The organism is Nitrospina sp. P1_D6 (assembly GCF_052156615.1).
Lineage (GTDB): Bacteria > Nitrospinota > Nitrospinia > Nitrospinales > Nitrospinaceae > Nitrospina.
The window spans coordinates 482,752-508,086 of sequence record NZ_JBQKUN010000001.1; the positions used below are offsets into that span (position 1 = coordinate 482,752).

Consider the following 25,335-nt stretch of genomic DNA (forward strand, 5'->3'; position numbering starts at 1 on the left):
TAGATAGGAGAAAAAGGTTGGGCGCAGCGGTTACGGCTTGTCCGGTTCTTCCGTAGGGGTTTCATCCGTGGTTTCAGGTTCCAGTTCTTCCTCGGATTCTTCCAGCTCGGCTTTGGGTGGCGTGGGTGTCTTACTGGGAACGCCCCCGTTTTCGTCGTGTCCCGCCACAATTTCCTTGATGTGCTGCCAGAATGAACCTTTGCTGTCCAGATTGTATTCGATGTCTTCGCGAATATGCTGGTTGACTTTCTTTTCTACAAATTCGTGAGCGCGGAGGATCGCATTTTTTACCGCCTTGGCATTGGAGCTGCCGTGCGCGATGATGACCACGCCGTTGACCCCGAGCAGGGGCGCTCCGCCCGCTTCCGAATAGTCCACCGATTTTTTGAATTCGCGCAAACGGCCTTTCAACATCAGGTAGCCCATCTTGGGCACGATGCCGCTGGTGAACAGGGTTTTCAGGTTGGTTCCAATCATTTCCGCCAGGCTTTCGCTGATCTTGAGCGCCACATTTCCGGTAAAGCCGTCGCAGACGATGACATCTGCGTTTCCACGATACACTTCCTTTGCCTCGACGTTGCCGATGAAACGGATGTGGGATTTCGAAAGCCATCGAAAAGCTTCCTTGGTCACTTCGTTGCCCTTACCGTCTTCCTCGCCGATGCTGAGCAGGCCCACCCCGGGCTCATCCAGGCCCAGAATATACTTGGCGTAAACATGGCCCATAATGCCAAACTGGAAAAGCTGGTTGGATTTGCAGTCGACGTTCGCTCCAGCATCCAGAAGAATGGCTGATCCCTGCAACGTGGGAAGCTGGATGGCAATAGCGGGCCGGTCCACACCCTTGAGGGGACGAAGGATGATGGTGGAATACGCGAGGACCGCTCCGGTGTTGCCGGCACTGATGAAGGCTTCGCCCTCTCCTTCCTTGACCAGGTCCAGGCCGACCTTCATGGAGGACTTTTTTTTGGTCCGCAAGGCCTTGCTGGGGCTGTCGTGCATTTCCACCACCTCGTCGGCGTGGTGCACTTCGATAGGCAGGTCTTTAGCGTCTTCGTATTTATCCAGTTCTTCCTGGATCGCGTCAGACAGGCCAACGAGGATGACGGGAAACCCGAATTCGCGGGTGGCCAGAACGGCTCCCTCCACCACCGCTTGCGGGGCAAAGTCTCCTCCCATGGCATCTACGACGATTTTCATCTCAGGTCTGCACTCCTCCGGTCCTTCAAACGGCCCTCAACGTTGTGACCAGACTGATTGGGGCAGGAAGGGAACGCTCTTCAGGCATTCCTCGAACTTGGTATGGAACGGTATCCGATGAAACCCTGCATAGTGGAAAGCAAATGCTTTCCCTTACGCGATTAAAGGGCTTCGACTTCGATCACTTCTTTATCTTTGTAGTATCCGCAGTGAGGACACACGTGGTGGGGACGCTTGAACTCATGACATTGCGGGCATTCTCCGAACCCCGTAACCGTCAGGGAATCGTGCGACCGGCGCATGCCTTTGCGGGATTTGGATGTTCGTTTCTTGGGTACGGGCATGATGGCTCCTGATTATTTCAACTTTTCTTTTAATTGTTTCAATACGGCCAGACGGGGGTCGATGTCTTCATCCCCTTCGCACCGGCACGATTCCCGGTTCAGGGACGCACCGCATTTCGGACAGATCCCCCTGCAATCGTCCCGGCACAATTGGACCATGGGAAGACTCAACATAATCTGATCGTAAACCGGTTGAGTCAAGTCAATTTTCTGATCCGTATAAAATTCGAGTTCGATATCCGAATCGACCAGTTCCTGCTCCGCTTCCAGACTGTCCGGATCCGGTGCCGGAATGAACGTGGCATGGATCGGGGTTTCGACATCGAACCGGAACGATTCCAGGCAACGCGAGCAGGTCATGGACATGACCGTTTTCACCAGACCTGCCAGGTAAACGTCGCGGTTGGAACGGATCAGGTTGCCGGTCACCTGCACCGCTTCCTTCAATGCACCCGTTTCCGGGTCGACAGCGAATTGGTCCGCCGGTTCCGTCAGGTTCAAATCCAGAGGCTCGTCCTCCGGAATGTCATCAATATCAATGATCAGACTCATGACTTTCCCGTAATGTGCGGTCTGATTGGGTATGGAACCTGAGTGGGCGGGCAGGTAAATGTTTCAAAATCTTAGCTTTAAAGGGGTAGTCCGTCAAGCAAAATTTCCGCTCTGCGAACTCAGGCCCGTGGGTGGTGCCGGTCCAGTATGTCGCGCATCCTCTCCTGAAGAATATGGGTGTAAATTTGCGTGGTCGCAATATCCGAATGACCCAGCATTTGCTGAACCGAGCGCAAATCGGCTCCCCGCTCCAAAAGATGCGTGGCGAATGCATGACGCAGAGTATGTGGAGAAACCGGCACCGTCACCCCAGCCTGCATGGCGTACTGCTTGATCAGTTTCCAGAACCCCTGGCGAGTCATCCCGTCACCCAGCCGGGTCAAGAATAAGAAATTAGAGCTTTTATTTTTCAGGTATTTAGGCCGAATCTCCTGAATATACAGATTAACCAGCCGACGCGCCGCTTCACCCATCGGGATCACCCTTTCCTTATCACCCTTGCCGAACGACCGCAGGTAGCCCACCTCCAGGTTCAGGTTCGCGGTTTGGAGCGTCACCAGTTCCGAGACGCGGAGACCCGTCGCGTACAGCAATTCCAGCATGGCGCGGTCACGGATGCCTCGCGGCGTCGCAGGGTCGGGGGCCTCCAGCAGGGCCTCGACATCCGCCAGGGACAGGATCCCTGGCAGTTTGCGCCACAGGCGGGGTGACTCCAGAATATCCACCGGGTTGCTTTCCACCAGGTTCTCCCTCACAAGGAACCGGTAAAACGCCTTGAGGGAAGACAGGGCCCGGGCAATGGAGCGGCTGGCCAGCCCCTTGTTTTGAAGCGTTAAAAAGTATTCTCGAACCTGCGAAGTGGTGATACAATGTAGAGTCTCGCCGGAGAAGGCGTCCAGAAACGAAGCAATGTCCCGCCGGTAGGCCGCCACCGTATGCGGCGAATGCCGCTTCTCGACAGTCAGGTACTCGACAAACTGTTTCAGGCTGGAATCCATGGAGCAACAGGCCAGGTTGTTTTAAATCAATAAGATAGGCTATAATACCATATAATTAAACAATAATCGAAGCCTTCCAGGGCCTCCCCTGCCCTCCCGGATTCGATATATACCGACATCACCTACTTTTACCGCTGACAGCGAACGGAGCTCATGAACACGGATCATATTAGAAATATCGGCATCATTGCACACGTTGACCACGGCAAGACGACTCTCATCGACCGCCTGCTGGAGCATAGCGGCATGTTCCGCGAAGGCACGGAACACAGTTCCTGCGTCATGGACAGCAACGACCTCGAGCGCGAACGCGGCATCACCATTTTCTCGAAGAACGCGTCCATCCTTTATAAGGGACACAAGCTCAACATAGTCGACACGCCCGGCCACGCCGATTTCGGCGGCGAGGTGGAGCGTATCCTGAAAATGGTCAACGGTGTGCTCCTGCTTGTTGACGCTGCGGAAGGCCCCATGCCGCAGACGCGGTTCGTATTGAAAAAATCATTGGAGCTGGGACTCAAGCCCATCGTCGTCATCAACAAGATCGACCGTCCCGGGGCCAACCCGGACCGTGCGGTGGACCAGGTATTCGACCTGTTCGTCAACCTGAACGCCACCGACGACCAACTGGACTTCCCCATTGTGTACACCTCCGCCAAGCTGGGGTTTGCCAAACGCACGCTCGACTCGGAGCCGGGAGACATGACGCCGGTGCTCGACCTCATTGTCGAGAAGGTGCCGCCGCACAACGGCGATGCCGAAGCCCCGTTCCAGATGCAGGTGACGTCGATCGATTACAACGACTACGTCGGCCGCATTGCCATCGGCAAGATCGAACGCGGCCGTTTCCGCGCCGATGTGCCCTGCACGCTTATTCGCCGGAACGGCTCCAAGGAAACATTCAAGATGATGAAGACGTACACCTATGACGGACTCACCCGCAGCGAGGTCCAGTCTGCGGAAGCGGGCGACATCATCGGTATCGCGGGCATGAAGGATGTGGACATTGGCGAGACCATTGCTGACAGCAAACATCCGGAACCGTTGCCGCTTATCCGCATCGACGAGCCGACCATGTCGATTTATTTTTCGGTGAACGATTCGCCGTTCTCCGGCAAAGACGGACAGTTTCTCACCTCCGGTCATTTGCGCGAGCGGCTGATGAAGGAAGTCAAATCGAACGTCGCGTTGAAAGTCGAGGAATCCGGCGCGGGCGACAAGTTCAAGGTCTCCGGCCGCGGCGAGTTGCACCTCGGCATCCTCATCGAGACCATGCGCCGCGAAGGATACGAGTTCAGCATTTCGCGCCCGCAGGTCCTTCTCAAGGAAATCGACGGCAAGACGCACGAGCCGATGGAATTTGTCGTCATCGACGTCGAAGAAACCTATTCCGGAAAAGTGATGGAAGCCCTGGGCACCCGCAAGGGCTCGCTCAAGAACATGATTCACATGGACGACGGCCACGTGCGTCTCGAGTACCACGTGCCCACGCGGTTCCTGTTCGGATTCCAGTCCGATTTTCTGACCATGACCAAGGGCACCGGCACGCTGCAACATACGTTCGAAACTTTCGTGCCGTTCCTGGGCGGTTCCGCCAAGCGGCTGCGCGGCGCCCTGATCGCGCTGGAAAACGGGCAGACCACGGGTTACTCCATCTTCAACCTGCAGGACCGGGGCCAGTTGTTCGTCGGTCCCGGCCAACCGGTTTACACCGGCATGATCATCGGCGAAAACGCCAAGGACAACGATCTCGTGGTCAACATCTGCAAGGAAAAAAAGTTGACCAACATGCGCGCGTCCGGGTCCGACGACACCGTCATCCTGACCCCGCCCCGCATCATGAGCCTCGAACAGGTGCTGGGCTTTCTGAACGAGGACGAGCTGGCTGAGATCACGCCCAAGAGCATTCGTCTGCGCAAAAAGTACCTGGATGAAAACGAGCGCAAGCGTCAGGCCAAGACACAGAAGGTGGCCTGACAACCCATGCCCCCTTCCCCAAAAACCATTCACTAAAGCATCGTTGAGGAAACCCGGTAAATGGGATACAATCACGCCTGTTTTTGGCGACGGTTGTACCTCGTCGGCTCCCTGCGATCCCAAAGAATAACGAGTCTTATCTATGGACAGAACCACGCTGGTGCAGTTCATCCGGCGCCAGGAGAAAATGACTCCCGGCGCCACGGGCGAATTCACCAACCTCATGAACGAAGTGCTGGTGGGCGCCAAGATCGTGTCCCTGCAGGTCAACAACGCGGGTTTGGGCGAGGATATTCTGGGTATGTCCGGCCGCGTCAACGTGCAGGGGGAGGAAGTGCAGAAGCTCGACGACTACGCCAACGACATTTTCATCAAGCTGGTCGGGGAATCCGGCAACATCTGCGCCATCACCTCCGAGGAAAACGAAAAGCCCGTCATCATCCCACCGGACCGAGCAGGCAAGTACATCTTCATGGTCGATCCGCTGGACGGCTCCTCGAACATCGACGTCAACGTCAACATCGGCACCATTTTTTCCGTGTACCGGAAGCAGAGCCCGGGGCCGGACGTGACCGACGACGATCTCCTGCAACCGGGTCACCAGCAGGTGGCGGCGGGATACATCATCTACGGACCCAGCACACTGTTCGTATACACTTCCGGCAACGGTGTACACACCTTCACCCTGGACCCCGCACTGGGAGAGTTTTTTCTCTCCACACAGGACATGAAGATTCCCCAGCAGGGATCGACCTACAGTGTCAACGAAGGCAATTCGCAGGTCTGGCAGGAGCCACAAAAAAAACTCGTCGCGTATCTTAAGGAAAACGACAAGAAAACGAAGCGGCCGTACAAGCTCCGCTACATTGGATCGCTGGTGGCAGACTTTCACCGCACCCTGCTGAAGGGCGGCATCTTCATGTATCCCGGAGACAGGAAAAGTCCTGAAGGAAAACTGCGCTATGCGTTCGAAGCCGCACCGATGGCGATGATCGTGGAGAATGCCGGCGGCAAGGCTTCAAACGGAAAAGAACGCATTCTGGATATCAAGCCCACAGACATTCACCAGCGCGTTCCCCTGTACATCGGCAGTCCAGAGGACATGGACCGCGCGCATGCATTGCTTGCGTGACGGTGCCTGACTCCTCCCGCAACCAAAACCTGATCAGCCCAACCGTTAAATGAAAATTCAGAGCATACGCGGCGTCAAAGACATTCTTCCCGGTGAGATCGAAAAGTGGCACAAGGTGGAAGCGGCCGCCCGGCGGGTGTTTGCGCCTTACGGGTTTCAGGAGATCCGCCTGCCCATTTTCGAAAGCACCAGCCTGTTCAAACGCAGTATCGGCGAAACCACGGACATCGTCGAAAAAGAGATGTACACCTTCACCGACCGCGGCGGCGAGGAAATCACCCTGCGCCCGGAGGGCACGGCCTCGGTCGTGCGTTCGTACATCCAGCATAAAATGCACGGCCAGAACCAGTTGGTGAAGCTGTATTACATGGGTCCCATGTTCCGCTACGAACGGCCGCAGGCGGGACGCTTTCGTCAGTTTTACCAGATCGGAGCGGAAGCACTGGGCTCGGCGAGCCCTCTGGTCGACGCCGAAGTCATGACCATGCTCATCGCCCTGTTTCGCGACCTGGGCCTGAACGACGTCGAGTTGCAGATCAACTCGCTCGGCTGTCGGGAATGCCGTCCGCCTTACCGCGAGTTGCTGAAAGACGCGATTCGCAAGCACCTTGACGAACTGTGTTCCAATTGCACCTCTCGTTACGAGCGCAATCCCCTGCGCGTGCTCGACTGCAAGGTGGAGCGTGACCGGGAGATCGCCCTCACCCTGCCGCGCATCTCGGATCACCTGTGCGAAGCATGCCGTGAGAATTTCGCCGCCGTGCAGGAGGCGCTCACCAGCATGGACACCCCGTTCACATTGAACACCCAGCTGGTCCGGGGACTGGATTACTACACCCGGACGACGTTCGAGGTGGTGGGTACGGAAGGACTCGGCTCACAGAACGCCATCTGCGGCGGCGGCCGCTACGACACTTTGGTGGAGGAGTTCGACGGGCCGCCCACCCCCTGTTTCGGTTTCGCGGTCGGCGTGGAGCGCCTCATCGCAACCCTGCCCGAATCCACCTGGGAGGGCATTGCGAAGAAGCCCGACCTGTTTGCCGTATTGATGGGGGAAGAAGCGAGCCGGCGTGGGCAGAAACTAATCCAGATACTGCGCGCCGCCGGTTGGTACGTTGAGTTGGACTACGAAGGCGGGAGCATGAAGAGCCAGATGCGGAAAGCCAACCGCCAGGAATGCCGCTTTGTTCTCATCATCGGCGACAATGAAATCGAAAGCGGAACGTATTTTTTAAAGAATATGACGGATGGGCAACAGGTCTCGATTGATCCCGATCGATGCATCGAAATGATAGAAACCCATTTGAAAACCCCTTGAATCCGAAATCGTTTCCACACCCCGTTATGCTGCGGTTGACTCCATGCACCCATAGTGCTAGATTTTCGTTCGGGAGGCTGATTTATGAGCAATAAAGAACAGGAAGTACTCGAAAAGTACATTTCCCAGCACAACCTGAAAATCACCAAACAACGCCGGGCTGTGCTGGAAGCGTTTCTGAATTGTGAAGATCACGTCAGCGCCGAGGAGCTATACAAAATCGTTTCCGCCAAGGAACCGAAGATCGGCCTCGCCACCGTGTACCGTACACTTTCCCTGCTGACCGAAAGCGGCCTGGCCGCCGAACTGGATTTCGGCGACGGGCAGAAGCGGTACGAAATGAATTACGCCCACGAACACCACGATCACATGATCTGCACGGAATGCGGCAAGATCATTGAGTTCCACAACGAAGTCATCGAAAAACTACAGGAAGAAGTCGCCCAAAAAAACGGCTTCAAAATGACGTCCCACAAACTGGATCTGTTCGGAATCTGCAAGGAATGCCAGCAGTGACGCAGGCGGTGGCTCAGGGCTGAGCCGTGGTTTCCGGCAGGTTCGGAGAGAGTTTCCCCTCCCCTTCAGTGGTTACTTTGCGTACCGGTTGCGACTTGAGCCACGTATCGGCCGAGACCACGCAACGGAACCCGATGTAGTTGAACTTCTCATTCACCAGCCCGCCGTAAGTGGAGATTTTTGAGTACACACGGTTCTTGGGATTCAACCAGGTGCGGTTGGTCAGACGCAGAGCCCCGGCGGAGGAAACGATGGAACCCCCTCGGATCACCTTATATTCGCCGGTATTGGGCCCGGTAGGATCGCTCAACTTCTCTGACGGGTACACATTCTGCCACCAGTCTTCCGTCCATTCCCAGACGTTGCCCATCATGTCGTAAAGACCGAAAGCGTTCGGTTTTTTCTGTCCGACCGGGTGGGTGGTCCCTTCCGCGTTGTCCATGAACCACGCGTATTCCCCATCCATCACGTTGCCCCAGTAATAACGGGTTTCCGCACCGGCACGGGCGGCGTACTCCCATTCGGCTTCCGTGGGCAGGCGGCAGGCGCCGTTGCTCTTTTTGAGGAACTTCTGAATGTCGTAGTAATTGACCTGTTCCACCGGGTGCGTGGGCCCAATGAACTTGGACGGATTGAAGCCCATGACCCGTTCCCAGCGCTCCTGTGTCACTTCATACTGGTCCATGAAAAAGTCCTCGAGGCATACTTCGCGCTCGAATTTTTCATCCACCTGGGCGTTGTTGTTCCCCATGATAAAACAACCGCCCTTGATGAAGACCATGCCTTCCGGAGCCTTTGCGGCGATTTTTTTATCCTCTTCCGTCAGCACCACCGGTTCCACCCGTTTCGGTGGCTGGGCGGCAACAGGGCCAGGGCCTGCCTCCTGCTCGATTTCGGCAATGGAGGGAGCCTGGTTTTGCTCGTTTGGGGTTTCGCCCTGGGAGCAGGACACAAGGATCAGGCAAAGGACAAATGCCAACGGAAATTTAAAAAAACGCATGAGATTCGCTGGGAAAATGGCAAAGGGCAAATGATAACTCAAAACCACCGGGAGACCAATCTATTTTAACAGGGGGGTAAAAAGGATTTAAATGACAATTTAATAAACCCTTGCGGCTAAAATTTGTCTCAAGAATGCCGATAGGAAAAGAGTGATAAAACTCCATAAAACTTCTGTGATGGCATCATTGTATCAAAAACCATTTAGCCGTGCGGCGGGAATCGCATCATTGGTCGGGCTATTGGGGCTGGCTGGGTGTTCGTCCATGCCCTACGACGTTTCCGTACCCGTGCTGGAAATGCCCAAGCTCCCGATTCGGCTTTTTCCGGAACGGCCCGATCCCAAAGCGCCCATAATCCTTCCCGATCACCAGCGCTACCTGGAGTTTGCCATCGGCCAGTATCATGCCAACCAGTTCGCGGTGGCGGAATTTTATCTGAAACGCAGCCTCATCCTGGAACACGACAACCCACGGGCCATACGGCTTCTGCCCTGGGCCTATTTCTTCCAGAAGAAATACCGCAAGGCCCTGTACGCCTTCGAGAAAATGCGCACCCGGTTCCCCGATGACGCCCGTCCTGTGACCGGCCTCGGCTGGTGCTATTTCGCCATGCAGGACTACCACCACGCACTCGAAAAATTCGAACAGGCTCTTGTGCTGGACAAACACTCCCTTCAGGCGAAAAAAGGAATCGGGTTCGCCTACTGGATGCTTGGCCATCCGGATTCAGCCGAGCCCTGGCTTCGGAAGGTGTACACCTGGCACCAGTGGGAACGGTTGAAGTCCGACTGGCAGGCGTGGAATCCCAAGCCGCCGGAACAGCTGGTGGAGGTTGTGCCCTCAGACTGGCAGAAGGCGTCGCTGTTCACTCCGGAGGTCGAAGCGCCGCGTTACCCCTCCATCCTTTTCACGCACACGGAATCATTGGCTCACCCCGCCGTGGACAACGCCTGGCGACTGTACAACAAGGAATTTTACAAGGACGCCCTGAACGCCTTTTCCACACTGCCGCCGGAAGTCGCGGAGCAGTTCGACGCGCAAAACGGGCTGGCGTGGAGCTTGTTGAAAACGGGAAACCTGGTGGAAGCCGAAACGGTTTTCCAGAAACTGCGCCAAACCCACCCGGGTTTTCCTGGAGTCAGCATGGGTATCCGCTCCGTAAATGCGGCCTACCAGGAAAAATCCCGTTTCGCGCGCCATTACCTGGAGATTGGCAAATACCAGATCGCTGCACAGCACATCGCCGAATTGAAAACCGCCTACCCTGAATGGTCCCTGCCCCAGAGCCTGCACGGATGGGTGCAATTGAAACGCGGCAACGAAACACAGGCCCTGGAATCCTTTCAAGCCGCCATGGCGCAGAACCCCAACGATGAAGTGGCTCTCGATGGAATGCGCCAGTTCGAAACGCTGGAGCTGGCAAAAGTGTTCCAGGGCGACGAGGCGTTGGCAGGGGGCGATTATAAGCGTGCATCGTATCTTTATTATGAATACATCCGCAAAAATGAAGGCCCCCTCACCCCCATGCTTGCCCGCGCATACAGCGGCATGGGATTCAGCCAGTATCACAAAGGCCGCTATGAACTCGCTTTATACAATTTCAGAAAACTGGGCGGCGTGGACATGCTGGAATTTGAGCGCAACAAAGGGCTGGGGCTCGCCTATTACGCGCTGGGCGAGTACGACAAGGCGGTGGACCACCTCATCGTCGCCGACGCCCTGAAGCCGGATCAACCGGATCTGATCCATAAGCTGGATTGGGCGGTTCTGCGCAGTTGGGATGCGGAGACGGCGCGCGATTACCTGCTGGCCAAGGCCCAGGAAAAACCACAGAGGCCGACACCCTACATCGGACTCGGCTGGGTGTATTACAAAACCGGACGGCCCAACCTGGGTGCGGAGTACTTCCTGAAATCCATCGAGCTCGACCCGGATATCATTCAGACCGTGGAGTTCCGCGACATGCTGGAGTCGGAGCGCTTCGGCTGGCAGGTTTACAACCGGCTGGGTTGGGAATATTACCACCGGGACGAAGCGGACAAAGCGCTCCAGTTGTTCGCACTGGCTTTGGACCGCCGTCCGCGCTCCTCAGAGGCAATGAAGGGTCTGGGCTACGTTTACCTCAAACTGAAGCAGTATGGCCGCGCCGAGGCCATGCTGGCACGTTCCATCAAACGCAACCCGAACACGCATCCGATGCAGGTGACGGTGAAAGGGACCGAGCCGGGAACGACGGTGGATCTCTGGACCAGCACACGTACTCAATTGGCGCGGGCACTTTATCACCAGGGCCGTTATGAAGAAGCGCTCAAATGGTTCCTGGCAGAATACGAGCGTCATCCCAACTGGGCGGAGGTGCACGACGGGCTGGGTTGGACCTATCTGAAAATGGACCGGCTTTCCGAGTCCCGGCAGGCATTTTTAAAGTCGCTTCACCTGCAACCGATCAATCCTCATTCCCACCACGGCCTGAAGCAGGTGAAACTCCATATGGCCCAGGGCAGGTTGTGATCCAGCGGCATGCGCAAGGGGGTCAAATTCCGCTCCCCGCCTGTGGAAAACTTCCCTAAAAAGCGCTCTAAATACAAGGAATTCAAAAATTTCAATTGACAGCGCGGGCACCCTGGTTTATCGTATTAAACATTCCAAGATAAGCGCTCAATACATTTGGGGAGGGAGGGGAAGCCTTTCTCTTTTCGCCGTTTGCGAAGAATCATGGAGTTGGGTCTCTCAACTCCATGATCCCACTTCCGGCCCAGCCAATCCTGCGTTTTTCAATCCCTTCTAAAGTTTCAGCGACAACCGATCAGATTTTCTGGTAGCTCGCCTTGAGCTGGTCAACCACAGACGGGTCGGCCAGAGTCGACGTATCTCCCAGCTGGTCCCCCTCGTTAGCCGCAATTTTACGCAGAATACGCCGCATGATCTTGCCTGACCGCGTTTTCGGCAGGCCCGGCGCCCAATGGATGATGTCCGGTGCCGCGATGGGGCCGATCTCCTTCCTCACGAAGTCGATCAGCACTTTCTTCAGGTCGTCTTTGTATTCGACCCCGTCCATCAGTGTGACGTAAGCGTAGATGCCCTGCCCCTTGATGTCGTGAGGAAACCCGACCACCGCCGCCTCAGCCACCTTGTCGTGCAGGACGAGGGCCGACTCCACCTCCGCGGTTCCGATACGGTGACCGGAGACGTTGATGACGTCGTCCACACGGCCCGTCACCCAGTAATATCCGTCCTTGTCGCGCCGGCATCCGTCGCCGGTGAAATAATAGCCCGGGTACATCTGAAAGTAATTTTCCTCGAACCGGGAATGGTCGCCGAACACCGTGCGCATCTGTCCCGGCCAGGGTTGAGCGAGGGCCAGCACGCCGCTGACGTCGTTGCCCTCCACCACCTTGCCCGTTTCCGCCTCGATGACCACCGGCACCACACCGAAAAACGGGAGGGTTGCCGACCCCGGCTTGCAGGGGGTGGCTCCGGGGAGCGGGGAGATGAGAATGCCGCCGGTTTCGGTCTGCCACCACGTGTCCACCACAGGACAGCGGCCGCGTCCGATATTTTTATGATACCAGCGCCACGCTTCCGGATTGATGGGCTCCCCCACCGATCCCAGCACCTTCAGTGTGGACAGATCGTATTTCGCCGGGATGTCCTCACCGTGCGAAATGAGGGCGCGGATGGCCGTCGGCGCGGTGTAGAACTGGGTCACCTTGTGCTTGTCGATGACCGCCCAGAAGCGCCCGGCGTCCGGATACGTCGGGATGCCTTCGAACATGATGGTCGTCGCCCCGTTGGCCAGTGGTCCGTAGATGATGTACGAATGGCCCGTCACCCAGCCGATGTCGGCAGTGCACCACCAGATGTCGCCGTCGTGATAATCGAAGATGTGCTTGTGCGTGAGCGCGGTGAACAGCATGTAGCCGCCCACATTGTGCTGAGCGCCTTTCGGTTTGCCCGTGGAGCCCGAAGTGTAGAGGATGAAAAGCGGGTCCTCAGCGTCCATCTGTTCCGGTTCGCACTCCGGCGAGGCGTCTTTCATTTCGTCGTGCCACCAGAAGTCGCGGCCCTTCTGCATGGCGGTTTCCAGTTTGTCGCCGACACGTTTGACGACGATGCACTGTTTGATGTCCGTGCCCTGCTTGGAGGCCATGTCCATCGCCTGGTCGGCATTCTCTTTCAGGGGAACCGGCTTCTTGCCGCGGAACGCGCCGTCGGTGGTGACCAGTAACGAACAGCCGGAATCGACGATGCGGTCGGCAAGCGACGTCGGCGAGAAGCCGCCGAACACGATGGAGTGGATGGCCCCGATGCGCGCACAGGCCAGCATGGCGATGGCCAGTTCGGGAATCATGGGCATGTAGATGGAGATGCGGTCGCCCTTTTTCGCGCCGTGTTTCTTGAGCACGTTGGCGAACCGGCACACCTCGGCATGGAGTTCCCGGTAGGTCAGCCTGGAATCTTCATCCGGTTCGTTGCCTTCCCATATGATCGCCGTTTGGTCGCCGCGCGTCTCCAGGTGACGGTCGATGCAATTGACGGTGATGTTGGTCTTCGCCCCCTTGAACCACTCGATGAAGATTTTTCCCTTTTTGATGTTGTAATTGTAATCCCAGACCTTGTCCCATTTCTTGTACCAGACAAACTCCTCCGCCTGTTCGGCCCAGAACCCTTCGGGATCGTTGATGGACCGATCGTACATTTCCTTATATTGTTCCATGCTCTGGACCCAGGCCTGTTTGGACAGGCTTTCCGGGGGGGTGTACCATCCTTCACCACTCATCGCATGACTCCTCTCATATGTTCACTCGCCGGGAGGGGACGCAACGCGCACCGCCCGGGCCGCTTCCGAAAGGGTCCACAATCCATCCGGATTGTCCATCGTGCCCTCGCGGATATTGAACACCCAGGTGCGCAGACGCCCGTCCACCAGCTTGATTATCATGGAAAACCCGCAACCCGGCTCGAACCGGTCGCTGATATGCACCGTCTTACCAAATTTATCGGTGAGCGAATAGGCCTTGTCGTAAATGCTTTTCGCCTCGTCCTGCGTGGGCAGTCGCCAGTCATCATACCCGGCGAAATTCTGTTCACGAAGCTCGCGGACATAGTCGGCGCTTTCCTGGTAATTCACCCATTTCTTGAGATCGATCATGGTGTCGGTTTTCTTCCACATCAACCCGGTTTTCCGGTCCGTCACCGTACCGTCCCCGTTGTCCACAAAGCGTTCTTCGTCACCCATCGGCAATCATGTTTCCGTTTAAAATGTGGTTCCATTGGTGTCCGTATTCGGACGCGGAAGTGTATCATTATTGAAATGTCTTTTCAAAATAGCTTCCCTGCAAACAAGGATTTGGAATAGAATCGGGGCAGACGCCACCGGATGGAAATTATAACAGGAAAGCTGGAAGGTTATGGAAGAGCTCCCACCCCTCAATGTGTTGTTGACGCATCTCGAATGGAACCTGAAACGTATGGCCGAGATGGAAACGCAGGCACGCACGGAATATTTTCGCAACGCCGCCCTGCAACGTTACGGCTTCACCTTCGACAGCGCGGTGCGGTGTATCCGGGCGCGGGCACGCGAGAACCACGAATCCTGCGAAAGCCCGGAGGAATGCCTGCGCCTGGCCAATGAGCGCGGCTGGCTGCCACAGGATGCGGACTGGGGTGAACTGCTGGAGTCCTACCGGAAAATGAAGCCGGATTCGCTGGCACAGCACGGGGACGTCATATTCGACAAACTTAAGGAATACCACACCGTTTTTGCCACCCTCTACACCCGGCTGGCGCGGCAGGGTTGAGCGTCAAAACTGATCGCGCAACGCCTCGAAGGCACGGCGGCGGTGGGAGATGGCGTTTTTCTCACCGACGCTCATTTCTCCGAAGGTGCGGTCGTGCCCGTCCGGGATGAAGATCACATCCCAGCCGAAACCGTTTTCCCCACGCAGGCTTGGGGCGATGGTGCCCGTCACTTCCCCTTTCCCTATCACAATTTCGCGGCCGTCGTGCACCGCCACCATGCACACCGCACGCGCCCGCCGGTCGGGAAACGGTTCCAGCATCTTCAGCATGCCCTCGCACCCCACGCTCACCTCGAACCATTTGACCAGGGCCCCGGGCAGGCCGTTCCAGGCTTCGAACACGAGTCCGGAATCTTCCACCAGCACCGGTGCCTTGAGGGTTTCCCAGGCCTCCGTGGCCTTGTGCTCGACCAGTTCCGCCACGTCCGTGGTCTGGATCTCGTGGAGATGGGCGAGATCCCGCCGTTCCATCTCGATGCCCAGGATTTCCTGCGCCTCGCGGAACTTGTTGGGATTGCCCGTGACAAACTTCAATTGCTTCCAAAGCGGGTGATGTTTCATAATAACCGAACCAAACCGGGTGCCGTGCCTCAGGTATCCTTGTTCCAACCCTGACGCTGTGTTATAAGTTTTCCCTTTCAATCACACGGAAAGCCGCCACTATAGATGAAATCATTCCATCCCATCAGAATCCTCTGCCTGATTCTAACGCTGATCCTCGCTCCGGGTTGCGTCAAGGTATTTGAAAATGACCACGACCTGCAGGCGCAAAAAGCCCTGAAAGACCTCATGGCCATTCAGGACCAGTTTTACCAGAAGAATCAGCGATACGCCAAGAACCTCGTGGAAATCGAGGATTACAAGCTAGAGTACCACAGCGGCATCGTGTACCTGGAAATCGAGTCCGCGGGCAAGGACAAGTACCGTGCCATTGCTCTTCCAGCGGAATCGACCACGGCCAGGGTGTTTGCCTACGACACCGCACAGGGCGGATTTTATGAGATGGGTGAAGAAGAGGTGGCCAGCTACGTATTGGGCGCTTTGAATTACATTCGCGGGGAACAACGGAAGAAGCGGGTGATTGACATCGTCTCCGGCCTGCTGATGGTGATCCTGATTGCGATGGGTTTCAAACTGCACGCGTTGTATAAGGGACCGAAATCCGCCTGGGCGATGACCCCTTATTTTCTGGCAATCCCCCCGCTTATTATGGCGGTGGCGGCATTGAACCACATGAACCGGGACATCATGATGACGCCGTTTCTCCAGACACTGATTTTCGGTTCGATCGGTTTGTCGGGGCTGGCGGTGGTGATGGGTATGATGAGTTTCACCAAACTGCCCCCGGGGGACAACCGCCCGGCCCTGATAGGGGTGGTGATGTGCACTCTGATGATCGCAGTGTTCAACATCGCTATTCTTGCGAACACCTACGTCAAATACGCCAAACCCCCAGGGCGCGGCGACACCTACTTCATCCCGGCACCACCTCGACCACGATGATGTGATTGCAATGGGAAGAGACTCCTGAGTCAGGCTGGGCTTTGAGGGAAAAAGTCTGCCCGGTCACGGTGTTTTTGGGGAGGGCGTAGCGGATGGGACCTTCGTGTGTGTCCAGCACCATCACCTGGCCCATCGAAAGGTCCTTCTGCGTGACCCGGACCTGGTAATAAAAATCCTCGCTTTGCTGGGTTCGCGGCGGGTTCACCTGGATTCTCAGAACGAGATCACCTCGTTTTCGGTTCAACAACCCGCGTTCCCCTTTTTCCGGAATGCGCATGACGATGTCATTCGTCGTTCCAGCGGGAATGCGTATGTTGAAAGTCCCACCCGGAGTGCGAACCCTTACCGTGCCACCGTTCAAACCGGTGTGGGATTCTATGTTGACGGTCTTTTCAAGGTCGAGGCAAAGCACGCGTCGTTCCAGGCTCTGCATGTTGCGGTAAGTCCCGTTCCACCAGCGGCCTATCCGCCGGGAAAACGGCAAATCGGTTTGGGCATCTTCCTCCGGCACCACTTCCGGTTCCGGAGGCGTGGCATGAGCGTACCCCTTACCGTTTGGCGGTACGGAACCCTCGTCTTTGACGTATTGTTGGGAATTCGAACGACGGTTTCGCTCCCTGCCGTTTCCATTTTTTGTTTGCGGTTCGTATTCGGGTTTGGGACTTGCGGGATCTTCAGTGGTGACGTTCGACATCCATTTCAGACGCATTGCCGGATTCGTGCGGTAGTACCGTTCCAAAACTCCAAAGGCAATGGAGATTTTTTTAAAACGGTCTTCGCTTTCCGTATCGTTGGGATTTCTGTCAGGATGGTACTGCTTGGCAAGCTGGTAATAAGCCTTTTTGATTTCAGGCCAGGAAACTCCTTCCGCCACATTGAGCGTTTGGAAACACTCCGGCAGATCCACATAGCGCGTCGCATTCATGACAACGAACCGCTCCTCCTCTAATGTGCTACAACTCAGCCTGGGAACTGTGCCGGCTACTCACAGTTTTTCCACAGGCCGGTCTTTTAGAACCATTCAGAATAGATCAACGAAAACAAAGCGCCCCTCATTTTTGGCCTTTGCTCTTGTAACTTGTTTGGAGTAGCCTGATAATACCTTTTTTTTGTAAAACTGCAAACGGTTAATTTATGGATAATTTGATCGGTTGTCCGGAGCAAAAACTCAACGAAATCATGGTCAAGTGGGGTGAAAAACCCTACCGCACACACCAGGTTTTCAACTGGGTTTACAATTATGGAATCCGGCAGTTTGGGGATATGACCAATCTTTCCAAAGTATTAAGGAACAAACTGGAAGAACGGTTTTATATTCGCCTGCCCCGGATTGTATTGCGCACGCCGTCGAGAGACGGATCGATCAAATACCTGTTTGGCCTGGAGGATGGACAGGAAGTGGAGGCCATCTGGATGCCGGAAACGGACCGCAAGACGCTCTGCATCTCGACGCAAGTGGGGTGCCGGCTTGCCTGCTCCTTCTGCCTGACGGCGAGTATGGGGCTGAAGCGTCACCTGACCTCGGCGGAGATCATCGGCCAGTACCTGGCGGTGAACGCCGATCACGCCGAAGAAAACCGGGTATCGAACATCGTGTTCATGGGAATGGGCGAGCCGCTGGACAATTACGATGCCGTTTGCGACGCCCTCAGGCTGATGGTTTCGCCGGAGGCGCTCCGCATCTCCACACGCAAGATCACCCTTTCCACTTCCGGCCTTGTGGACCGCATCGAGCGGTTCAAAAGCGAGAACCTGCATGTCAACCTGGCCATTTCACTCAATGCCACCGACAATCCGACACGCGACCAGATCATGCCGATCAACCGGAAATACCCAATTGAAGTGCTTCTTGACTGCCTTCGCACCTATCCATTGAAACCCGCCCGCCGGTTGACCTTCGAATATGTCATGCTGAAAGGAATCAACGACACCGATGAGGACGCGCGGAGGCTGGCCAAGCTGTTGCGCAATATTCCCTCCAAAATCAACCTGATCCCCTTCAACGCGTTCGACAGCTCCGCATACCGTCCACCGGACCCTGGCAGGGTGCAGGCCTTCCAGGATTACCTCATTGGCAAACATTATTCCGTGTTTGTGCGGAAAAACCGGGGCACGGACATCCTCGGCGCCTGTGGCCAGCTGGCCGTTCAAAAAAGCTGACCGCAAAAGGCCATCGGACTCCCAACTGCCGGAAAAACCGCAACAAAAGGTTGTAATCGAAGTCCTTATGGGTCGCCGTTGCCAGAGCTACAATTTCCTTGACTTTAAAACACCCCTATGATAATTCTCTACGTCTCTTAAGGACGTATTTTAAAGGGTTTACCCTTACCTCGGAGCCACAAGGAACAATTTCAAAGCATTTCTCACGATTCTTAAAGGTTTCATGCCTTAAAACCAAACTTCAGGATTCCGGAATGGATAACACTCCAAACGCAGGGAACAAGTTTTTGTCTTTAAAGCAGTTTGTCCTCTTTTTTCTGATATTTGGGTTTGGTTTTCTGAACCCGGGTCTGGGTTCGGACATGTTCCCCCAACTCCGGAATGCCCTCAGCCCCGTCCCCGCCTTCGCGCAAGAGGAAGAAGCGGTGATGGACGAAGAAATGGGCGGCGAGGTGGAATTTGCCGATGAGGGCGGTGAATTTGCTGAGGAAGGCGGCGATGAGTTTGCCGACGAGGGCGGTGAGTTTGCGGATGAATTTGCAGGCCCTGAGAGCTTCCTGGAAGAACAGTTTGAAGACGAGTTTGGCGAAGAAGGCGGTGAAGGGGGAGAAGAGGCCGCAGAAGAGGAGGATCTCTCTTACCTGACAGACATCGGTCCCGCCAAGGAAATCCAGAATACGGAGTACACCTTTCCCGGTATCGGCAACCGCAAGGCCACCTGGTTTGCCGCCCAGCTCCACATCCTGTTTGCATCCTTCATTCTGGGTTGCCCCATGTTTGTCGTCATCATGGAGGTCATGGGCTCGCGCCGCACCCAGGGCGTCCGCAAAGCGATCATCCTGTCCAACGTATTCCTCGGCGTCCTGATTGGCGTCACCTTCGGCATCATCGGTGAAATCATCGTCGGCATCCATCACGGTGTTCTGTACGGCTTGTGGGCCTGTTCGTTCGGGGCGCTGGTGGTCAGCTTTCTCAATTACTTCCATCGCCTATTGAACACCAAGGTCTCCTGTCTGGTCGGTGGTGTCGTGGGCGGTGTGATTGCCTTCATGCTGGTACCGGGGGCGCACGTGGCCCTCGACAATGCCATTCTGGCGTTCCTCAACGGCGTGGTCGGCGGCATGCTTTCCAATTACATCATGTTTGCCGAGGCCGACTTCAAGTTTGAGCGCCTGGCACACGAGATCACCAAAGTCATCGGTTTCTGTTACAGCTTCACCGCCCTGAGCGGAGGGCTGTTCCTGTTTGTGATGATGGTGGCATACAAAGACTTCATCAGCTACCTGGTGAATGCCTACCCGGTCCTGTTCATGATCGGCTACCCCACCCTGTTCATTCTGGAAACCATCGTTATGTACATCTATGTGTACTCATGGGATCCGTTGAACAAGGCGAACAAAAAAGGCCGCCACATCGTAACGGGTATCATCCTGAACGTTCTGGGTCTGTCCCTTTTGTGTGCCCTGGACGGCCCGGCAACCCTGATGCAGACGCCGCCCAAACCGTACGACGCCCTGTTCACAACAATGACGGAATGGGACCGCATTGCGACCGCCACCTGGATGCCGCTCAACTATCACCGTCTGGTCGGCAACGGCACATTCGGCGGGTTCATGGTGGGCATCATCGCCGCGTACATGTACCTGTGGTCCCGTGATCCGAAAGAGAAAGAATATTACGACTGGGTTGGCTACATGGGCAACGCCATCGGCGTGATGATCATGATTCCGCTTCCGGCGATGGGTTATATCTTCGTACGCGAAATCTATCAGTATGACGCCACCATCGGCATGTATATCATGTCCGACCGCGAATCCATGTTCATGCTGGTACAGGGATTGCTGATCGGTACCATGTTCAGCGCCAGCAACGTGTATATGTGGGTGAGTATGAAGCGTATTGACAACGCGCACCGGTTCTTCCCCGCTATGAAGCTGGGGTTTGTGCTGATTGTCATTGCGGCCGCCATCTGGTTCACTCCCAGGCGGTTTTTCGCCACCATGCTGCCTGAACCGGGCATGAATCCGGACATGGTTTTGCCGGACGAACTGGCGTTCCTGGCGCTCATGGTTTCGAAAAATACCGCCGCCTTTGCGCTCGTGACCGTCACCCTGATCAACTACATTTTTTACACCATTGCGACACGCACCGGTAAAATCCACTGGGGCAAGATCAACCCCATGGGACCCTACATCCTCATCTTCATGGGTTTCACCGACATCTGGCTGATGAGCTGGATGGGGGTCATCCGCGAGTTGTCGCGCATGAACTGGCACATCTACAAGGTTTACAAAGACGTCACTCCGGAAAAGTTCGCTCCGACTCTGGCGGAATCCGGGGTGTTCGTGACGGGAATTGTCTGGACCTTCTTTATCATCATGACGGCCATCATCTGGTTGGGTCTCAAATACCCGAAATCGAAAAAAGCCAAGGCCGAACAGACGGAAGGCGCACTGCCCTCTCCCTCTGTTGCCGAATGACCGCAAACCAAACTGAAAGCTGACTCAAGCCTATGAACAAGCTGATTAAGTTTCTGACACCCCCTATCGCGGCCGCCATTTTTGGATATGGCGTAGGCCTGTTCTATGACCTGAAACCACTCCTGTTGTCGGGATCGCTGGCATTCGTCACCCTGCTCTACTGCATATTGCTGTCCAGAGCACCGGGCAAACCGCAGGAAAAAGGGATCATCAAGAACGTGCTGATGAAACTGCCTGTGGTTATCGTCCTTTCAATCATTGTCTGGTTTGCGGCGGGGCATTTTGGTTTCCCTGTCTGGTGGCAGATTGAGTTCGTGGCATTCACGTTTGTGGGTCTCGTTTTCTTCGTGGTGCTGGACCTGAGGACCATGGCACCTGAAAAAACCGCAACGCGAACCAGTGTCCGCCTTCTCGGAACCTACGGGCTGGCCTCGGTGCTGTTCATCACCATCACCGCCCAGTTGCCGCAATTCGATCCGCAGGTGGAACTGGCCAAACTGAACAAACCGCCGGTCAAATTGAGCGGCCTGGCGGGTCCGGAAGTCATTGCCGCAGGTCGGCGCGTGTTTGAAGACAATAAATGCTTCAACTGCCACAAGGTGTTCTGGGAAGGCAACTCCGACCGCGGTCCCAACCTGGGTACCAAGCAGATCGGTTTGTTCAACGAAGATTACCTTAAGGAGCAGATCGTCGATCCCCGTAAAATTCAATCGCCCGGATTCGATGACCCCAAATCCTATAAAGCCATGCCGACGTATTATGGCGAGGATCTGAGTGAGGACGAACTCAATGCCCTGGTCTCTTACCTCAAAACCATGCGGGATCCGACCAACATCCCGGTTGAAGGCAAACTGGGTGAGCAATGGACCTGGTACGACGATCCCAAAATCATTGAGGAAGGGAAACTGGTCTATGAGGGTAAAGAACCGGCTGTAGAAGGACTCAACTGCTCCGTTTGTCACGGAACCGACGGCATTCCCCTGATGACAGGCGCTCTCGATTTTCGCAAAGCGGATAACAAGGACAGTGAAAAGTTCGATGCCGCAGAACGGAGCGACAAGATCCTGAAAGACTGGCCGGATGCACTTTGGTACAAGCGTGTCACACAGGGCGTGCCGGGCACACCGATGGCGGCGTGGGGAACCATGTTCCCGCATCTTTATCTGTGGAAAGCCATCGCTTATGAGCGCACGTTCCATGATCCTCTGGATCAGCGTGCCTCTAAAGTTCCTATTCCGCCCATCCCGACAGAAGAAGAGATCAAACGTTGGAAAGACGACGGATTGTTCATGGATCCTCTGCTCTAACGTAAGGTCATCGAACCCAAATAAAAACCGGTATGGTCCGCCATACCGGTTTTTCATTTTAAGGATGCGAAAAAATTTGCTCGACCTACCGGGAACTTCGCCGGGAATCGTGAAATTTGGTAGAATGCATGTACGAATCCTTCAAACCAACCCATTGTGGGTTTAATCAAATAAGCCAGGAGTGATCCATGAGCCGAATCGATGATCTAATCAGGGAAAATATTTCCGAAGACGGCAAGGTACTCAATCTCCGCGACAAGTACATTGGTCTGCGCGGAACCATGGAAATGTTCACCAAAAAAGAAGCTTTGCAGAACCTGGTCACCCTCACCTATTCCGGAAACCAGATCGGCGACGAAGGGGCGGAAGCCATCGCCGAATGCCCGTATCTGCAAAACGTGGAGACGCTGAACCTGAACCACAACGAAATCGGCGACGAGGGCGCGGTGGCGCTGGCCAACTCGACCAACTTTCCCAAACTCACAAAGTTATCCTTGTTCGGGAACGTGATCGGCGACGAGGGGGCGCGAGCGTTCGCACAATCGCCTCTCAGCAAGAAATTCATCAAGTTGGACTTGTACAAGAACCAGTTCAGCAATCAGGGAATCAAAGCGCTCACCGAGTCGGAGAACCTGAAGAACTGCGAGGAACTGGAAATCTACCGGGAGTGACCGTCCTCAAACGGTCTTCCCGGCTTCTTCCCATTGGGCGGGTGTGAATGTTTTGATCTGAATGGCATGAATCCGTTTGGGCTGACCGTTGATCTGCTCATCGAGGGCGCCGTAAACAAGGCGACGCCGGTCCAGCGGGTTCACATCCTCAAACTGATCAGAGACCACCACCACGGCATAATGCCCGCCTCCACCTGCTGCTTTGTGGCCGCGATGCAGGTAGCTTTCGTCGATGATCTCCACATGCGTGGCATTAAGCTGTTCTCTCAACACGTCGTCGATGATCTGTACCGTTTCATCCATAATGCTTTTATTCTCCTTATCCTTTCAACCGGACATCGAAGCGAGCCCTCACCGCTCCCCTCTCATTTCAAGTCATTGATATCCGGCAGATTGTAAAAGTCTTTCAGTTTCTGCGTGTAGCGCGCGTGGGCTTCGTTTTCATCCTTGTCGATCAGCGGATGCCGACACTTCGCACACACCGGCAGACGGTCCTCCGAATAAGACTTGATCCGGTTGCTGACCCCGCATCCCTTACAAACTATTATTAATGCGTCTCTTTCCATGTTACACTCGTTAAAAATGCATTATAAAACATACTACCAGCGGGGATCGATGTTTTTTTATTACAGCAACGACCCGAACCGGCCCTCCATGCCGCTTAGCACCAAACTGCTTCTGGGCGGCATCGTCATTCTGGCATTCGTTCTTCTGTTCGTGTTCGGTTTTACATTTTTCCTGATCGCCCTCGCAGGGGGCATTCTCACGTTTCTGGCTGACCTGTTCGGAATTCGCCGGCGGCGGAACATGGGGACTGCCACCCACCCTCATCCAAAGGACCCGCGTTTCGGCCAGTGGCCGCCCCGCTCGTCGTCTTCCTCTTCCTCGTCGCGCAAGTACCGGGACGATGACGACGTGATCGACGTGTGAGGAAACAGATCAACGTTTCTTCTTGTAAATGTGCGTTGGTGCTCCGAGAAAAATCTCCGCCGCTTCCATCAGTGTCTCGGAGAGCGTCGGGTGTGGATGAATGGAGTGGGCCAGATCTTCCGCCGTGGCGCCCAGTTGAATTGCCAACACGCCTTCAGAGATCAATTCCCCGGCATTTGTTCCGACCAGCCCCATGCCCAGAATTTTTCCCGTTTTGGGCTCCAGGATCAGCTTGGTCTGGCCGTCGTTGCGGCCCAGTGTGGTGGCGCGTCCGGATGCGCCCCACGGAAACTTGCACACCTCCACTTCACGGCCCTCGGCCTTCGCCTGCTCTTCGGTCAGGCCGCACCAGGCGATTTCCGGGTCGGTGAACACCACTGCGGGAATGACTGGGCCCGGTAAATCCCGGGACTCACCCATAATCGTCTCCACGACACGTTTCCCTTCAAATGAGGCCTTGTGCGCCAGCATGGCGCCGCCGATGACATCCCCAATGGCGAAGATCGTTTCCTCCATCGTCCGCCCGCTTTTATCTACCTTCACAAATCCGCGTTTGTCGAGTTCGATACGCGTCTTTTCCAGACCGAGGTTCTCCGTATTGGGTTGCCGGCCGATGGAGATGAGGATTTTGTCGAACACCTCCTCCCTCGACTCTGATTCGCCCTTGAGCGAAACCTTCAACCCCTCCTTCCCCTCCTGAAGAGCCTCCAGCCGGGTATTCAGGTGAATTGCCTCGAAATCCTTTCGCAGTTTCGCCTGGAGAACCCGGACCAGGTCGCGGTCCACGCCGGGAAGCAGGCCGTCGGTCATTTCCACCACTATGACCTTCGATCCCAGCGCGGCGTACACCGTACCCATTTCCAGCCCGATGTACCCCCCACCCACAACCAGCAGTCTACCGGGAATGTCCTCCACCTCCAATGCGCTTGTGGAATCCAGAAGGCGCGGGCTATCGATGGCAAAGTCGCCAGGGATGATGGGACGAGACCCGGTCGCCAGGATGGCGTGATCAAATTCAATTGACTCTTCTCCCACTTTCACCCGTTTGGGGCTTTCAAAAACGGCACGACCGGACACATATTTCACACCGCGTTGCTTGCATAACTGGGCAAGACCCTGCGACATTTTGCCGATGACTTCATTCTTCCACTGGCGCAGGCGGTCGACATCGATCCTGGGGTCACCGAATGCCAATCCCCATTCTCGGGCCTCTTTTGTCTCGTTGACCAGACGGGCTATATGCAGGAGGGTTTTGGAAGGAATGCACCCGCGTTGCAGGCACACGCCTCCCATACTCTTGTCATCATTGACCAGGGTCACATCCATGCCGCGGTCGGCCGCATAAAAGGCAGCGGCATACCCACCGGGTCCGGCTCCAATAACCAGCAATCGTTTTTCTGCCATAGCGTAGTTGCCGTCTTTCAATAATGATTTCGCAAAGCCTT

General features: G+C 55.5%; 24 protein-coding genes. 12 read left to right on the forward strand and 12 right to left on the reverse strand.

What is annotated here, in order from left to right; all coding sequences use genetic code 11:
• Positions 1–30 precede the first annotated feature (30 nt).
• From plsX to xerD, 4 genes are all read right to left on the reverse strand, one after another.
• Entirely contained in the window at positions 31–1,200 is a 1,170-nt protein-coding gene (plsX, locus tag ACTRXA_RS02265; RefSeq protein ID WP_442425581.1) for a phosphate acyltransferase PlsX, read from the reverse strand.
• A gap of 161 nt (positions 1,201–1,361) precedes the next feature.
• Positions 1,362–1,544, reverse strand: coding sequence for a 50S ribosomal protein L32 (rpmF, locus tag ACTRXA_RS02270; protein WP_005010573.1), 183 nt, complete (start codon positions 1,542–1,544; stop codon positions 1,362–1,364).
• A 12-nt stretch (positions 1,545–1,556) separates the two neighbouring features.
• Positions 1,557–2,096, reverse strand: coding sequence for a YceD family protein (locus tag ACTRXA_RS02275; protein WP_442425582.1), 540 nt, complete (start codon positions 2,094–2,096; stop codon positions 1,557–1,559).
• A 119-nt stretch (positions 2,097–2,215) separates the two neighbouring features.
• Entirely contained in the window at positions 2,216–3,094 is an 879-nt protein-coding gene (xerD, locus tag ACTRXA_RS02280) for a site-specific tyrosine recombinase XerD (protein ID WP_442425583.1), read from the reverse strand.
• Positions 3,095–3,247: 153 nt separating this feature from the next.
• Between xerD and typA the strand changes: the two genes are divergently transcribed.
• The 4 genes from typA to ACTRXA_RS02300 all read left to right on the forward strand — a co-directional run bounded on the left by typA (position 3,248) and on the right by ACTRXA_RS02300 (position 8,037).
• Positions 3,248–5,071, forward strand: coding sequence for a translational GTPase TypA (typA, locus tag ACTRXA_RS02285; protein WP_442425584.1), 1,824 nt, complete (start codon positions 3,248–3,250; stop codon positions 5,069–5,071).
• Positions 5,072–5,213: 142 nt separating this feature from the next.
• Entirely contained in the window at positions 5,214–6,203 is a 990-nt protein-coding gene (gene fbp / locus ACTRXA_RS02290; RefSeq protein ID WP_442425585.1) for a class 1 fructose-bisphosphatase, read from the forward strand.
• A 49-nt stretch (positions 6,204–6,252) separates the two neighbouring features.
• Positions 6,253–7,521, forward strand: coding sequence for a histidine--tRNA ligase (gene hisS, locus ACTRXA_RS02295; RefSeq protein ID WP_442425586.1), 1,269 nt, complete (start codon positions 6,253–6,255; stop codon positions 7,519–7,521).
• Positions 7,522–7,605: 84 nt separating this feature from the next.
• Entirely contained in the window at positions 7,606–8,037 is a 432-nt protein-coding gene (locus ACTRXA_RS02300) for a Fur family transcriptional regulator (RefSeq protein WP_005010582.1), read from the forward strand.
• Between the two features lie 13 nt (positions 8,038–8,050).
• On the opposite strand, the gene ACTRXA_RS02305 is transcribed toward ACTRXA_RS02300, so the two are convergent.
• Positions 8,051–8,989 carry a formylglycine-generating enzyme family protein gene (locus ACTRXA_RS02305; RefSeq protein ID WP_442425587.1) on the reverse strand — a complete coding sequence of 313 codons (939 nt, stop codon included), beginning with the start codon at positions 8,987–8,989 and terminating at the stop codon, positions 8,051–8,053.
• Between the two features lie 313 nt (positions 8,990–9,302).
• Here ACTRXA_RS02305 and ACTRXA_RS02310 point away from each other — a divergent pair, with 313 nt between their 5' ends.
• Positions 9,303–11,549: a tetratricopeptide repeat protein gene (locus ACTRXA_RS02310; protein ID WP_442425588.1), complete on the forward strand. Its 2,247-nt coding sequence runs from the start codon at positions 9,303–9,305 to the stop codon at positions 11,547–11,549.
• Between the two features lie 295 nt (positions 11,550–11,844).
• Here the strand turns inward: ACTRXA_RS02310 and acs are convergent, their stop codons facing one another.
• Positions 11,845–13,818 (reverse strand): acetate--CoA ligase, encoded by a 1,974-nt coding sequence (gene acs / locus ACTRXA_RS02315; protein ID WP_442425589.1) that lies wholly within the window; start codon positions 13,816–13,818, stop codon positions 11,845–11,847.
• 21 nt (positions 13,819–13,839) lie between these two features.
• Entirely contained in the window at positions 13,840–14,277 is a 438-nt protein-coding gene (locus ACTRXA_RS02320) for an Lcl domain-containing protein (protein WP_442425590.1), read from the reverse strand.
• Between the two features lie 172 nt (positions 14,278–14,449).
• On the opposite strand from ACTRXA_RS02320, the gene ACTRXA_RS02325 reads away from it, so the two are divergent.
• On the forward strand, positions 14,450–14,839 hold the full coding sequence (locus tag ACTRXA_RS02325) for a hypothetical protein (RefSeq protein ID WP_442425591.1): 390 nt from the start codon (positions 14,450–14,452) through the stop codon (positions 14,837–14,839).
• 3 nt (positions 14,840–14,842) lie between these two features.
• Here the strand turns inward: ACTRXA_RS02325 and rdgB are convergent, their stop codons facing one another.
• Positions 14,843–15,373 (reverse strand): RdgB/HAM1 family non-canonical purine NTP pyrophosphatase, encoded by a 531-nt coding sequence (gene rdgB / locus ACTRXA_RS02330; RefSeq protein WP_442425592.1) that lies wholly within the window; start codon positions 15,371–15,373, stop codon positions 14,843–14,845.
• A gap of 132 nt (positions 15,374–15,505) precedes the next feature.
• Between rdgB and ACTRXA_RS02335 the strand changes: the two genes are divergently transcribed.
• Positions 15,506–16,342 carry a hypothetical protein gene (locus ACTRXA_RS02335; protein WP_442425593.1) on the forward strand — a complete coding sequence of 279 codons (837 nt, stop codon included), beginning with the start codon at positions 15,506–15,508 and terminating at the stop codon, positions 16,340–16,342.
• On the opposite strand, the gene ACTRXA_RS02340 is transcribed toward ACTRXA_RS02335, so the two are convergent.
• Complete coding sequence (locus ACTRXA_RS02340; protein WP_442425594.1) at positions 16,314–17,267, reverse strand: DnaJ domain-containing protein; 954 nt, start codon at positions 17,265–17,267, stop codon at positions 16,314–16,316. The two genes, ACTRXA_RS02335 and ACTRXA_RS02340, sit on opposite strands and share 29 nt — an antisense overlap.
• A gap of 209 nt (positions 17,268–17,476) precedes the next feature.
• On the opposite strand from ACTRXA_RS02340, the gene rlmN reads away from it, so the two are divergent.
• From rlmN to ACTRXA_RS02360, 4 genes are all read left to right on the forward strand, one after another.
• Positions 17,477–18,502, forward strand: coding sequence for a 23S rRNA (adenine(2503)-C(2))-methyltransferase RlmN (gene rlmN / locus ACTRXA_RS02345; RefSeq protein WP_442425595.1), 1,026 nt, complete (start codon positions 17,477–17,479; stop codon positions 18,500–18,502).
• A gap of 362 nt (positions 18,503–18,864) precedes the next feature.
• Complete coding sequence (locus ACTRXA_RS02350; protein ID WP_442425596.1) at positions 18,865–20,982, forward strand: hypothetical protein; 2,118 nt, start codon at positions 18,865–18,867, stop codon at positions 20,980–20,982.
• Between the two features lie 32 nt (positions 20,983–21,014).
• Positions 21,015–22,289, forward strand: coding sequence for a c-type cytochrome (locus ACTRXA_RS02355; RefSeq protein WP_442425597.1), 1,275 nt, complete (start codon positions 21,015–21,017; stop codon positions 22,287–22,289).
• 188 nt (positions 22,290–22,477) lie between these two features.
• Entirely contained in the window at positions 22,478–22,960 is a 483-nt protein-coding gene (locus ACTRXA_RS02360) for a hypothetical protein (protein WP_442425598.1), read from the forward strand.
• 6 nt (positions 22,961–22,966) lie between these two features.
• Here the strand turns inward: ACTRXA_RS02360 and ACTRXA_RS02365 are convergent, their stop codons facing one another.
• Both ACTRXA_RS02365 and ACTRXA_RS02370 read right to left on the reverse strand, forming a co-directional pair.
• Positions 22,967–23,263 (reverse strand): BolA family protein, encoded by a 297-nt coding sequence (locus tag ACTRXA_RS02365; RefSeq protein ID WP_442425599.1) that lies wholly within the window; start codon positions 23,261–23,263, stop codon positions 22,967–22,969.
• Positions 23,264–23,325: 62 nt separating this feature from the next.
• A complete protein-coding gene (locus ACTRXA_RS02370; protein WP_442425600.1) occupies positions 23,326–23,526 on the reverse strand; it encodes a hypothetical protein in 201 nt (66 codons plus the stop codon).
• Positions 23,527–23,542: 16 nt separating this feature from the next.
• Between ACTRXA_RS02370 and ACTRXA_RS02375 the strand changes: the two genes are divergently transcribed.
• Entirely contained in the window at positions 23,543–23,890 is a 348-nt protein-coding gene (locus ACTRXA_RS02375) for a hypothetical protein (protein WP_442425601.1), read from the forward strand.
• Positions 23,891–23,899: 9 nt separating this feature from the next.
• Here ACTRXA_RS02375 and lpdA read toward each other — a convergent pair whose 3' ends face one another.
• Complete coding sequence (gene lpdA / locus ACTRXA_RS02380; RefSeq protein ID WP_442425602.1) at positions 23,900–25,294, reverse strand: dihydrolipoyl dehydrogenase; 1,395 nt, start codon at positions 25,292–25,294, stop codon at positions 23,900–23,902.
• Between the last annotated feature and the right edge of the window lie 41 nt (positions 25,295–25,335).